The sequence below is a fragment of the Variovorax sp. VaC1 genome (assembly GCF_043658315.1).
In the GTDB taxonomy this organism is placed as follows: Bacteria; Pseudomonadota; Gammaproteobacteria; order Burkholderiales; family Burkholderiaceae_C; genus Variovorax.
In genome coordinates this window covers 1-850 of sequence record NZ_JBIGLT010000029.1, presented here as the reverse complement: position 1 = coordinate 850, position 850 = coordinate 1, and the positions used below count along the sequence as shown (strand labels likewise).

The following is an 850-nucleotide window of genomic DNA, read 5'->3' as shown; positions in this document are numbered from 1 at the left end:
GCGTGTTGATCGTGCCGGCGTTGGCCGTCAGGTTCGTCGTGCTGACGTTGGTGGCACTCAGCGTGTTGATGGTGCCGTTGTTAGCCGTCAGGTCCGTCGTGCTGACGTTGGTCGCGCTCAGCGTGTTGATCGTGCCGGCGTTGGCTGTCAGGTTCGTCGTGCTGACGTTGGTGGCGCTCAACGTGTTGATGGTGCCGTTGTTGGCCGTCAGGTCCGTCGTGCTGACATTGGTCGCGCTCAGCGTGTTGATGGTGCCGTTCGATGCCGTCAGGTTGGTGGTGCTGACGTTGGTCGCGCTCAACGTGTTGATGGTGCCGTTGCTGGCCGTCAGGTTCGTCGCGCTGACGTTGGTGGCGCTCAGTGTGTTGATCGTGCCAGTGTTGGCCGTCAGGTTCGTCGCGCTGACGTTGGTCGAGCTCAACGTATTGATCGTGCCGTTGCTGGCCGTCACGTTGGTGGTGCTGACGTTGGTGGACGTGAGCGTGGAGATGCTGCCGGTGTTCGACGTCAGGTTGGTCGTGACGACGCTGGTGGCATCGACGTTGGTCGCCTGCACATTGGTCGCGGTGACGCCGGTCGCCACGATGTTGACCGACGACAGCGACTGGATCGTGCCGTTGCCCGACGAGAGGTTGCCAGTGGTCACGTTGCCCGCGCTCACCGTGTTTGCGGTGATGCTGGTCGAACTCAGCGTGTTGATCGTGGCGTTGGCGGCAGTGATGCTGGTCGTGGCCAGGTTGTTGATCGTGCCGTTGGTGGCCGAGACGTTCGTGGCGCTGACGCTGCCTGCCGACACGGTACCTGCGGTGAGAGAGGTCGTGCTGATGCTGGTGGAGGTCAGGCTGCCGGC

The 850-nt window shown here is 62.8% G+C and carries 1 protein-coding gene and 1 pseudogene; one reads left to right on the top strand and one right to left on the bottom strand.

Translation table 11 applies throughout. The features are described from left to right. Positions 1-646, bottom strand: a pseudogene (locus ACGLHS_RS32285) (hypothetical protein); the annotation flags it as partial. Between ACGLHS_RS32285 and ACGLHS_RS32280 the strand changes: the two are divergent. Next, positions 639-850: hypothetical protein (locus ACGLHS_RS32280; RefSeq protein WP_394486082.1), on the top strand; the 212-nt coding region annotated here is incomplete at its 3' end. The pseudogene ACGLHS_RS32285 and the gene ACGLHS_RS32280 overlap by 8 nt on opposite strands.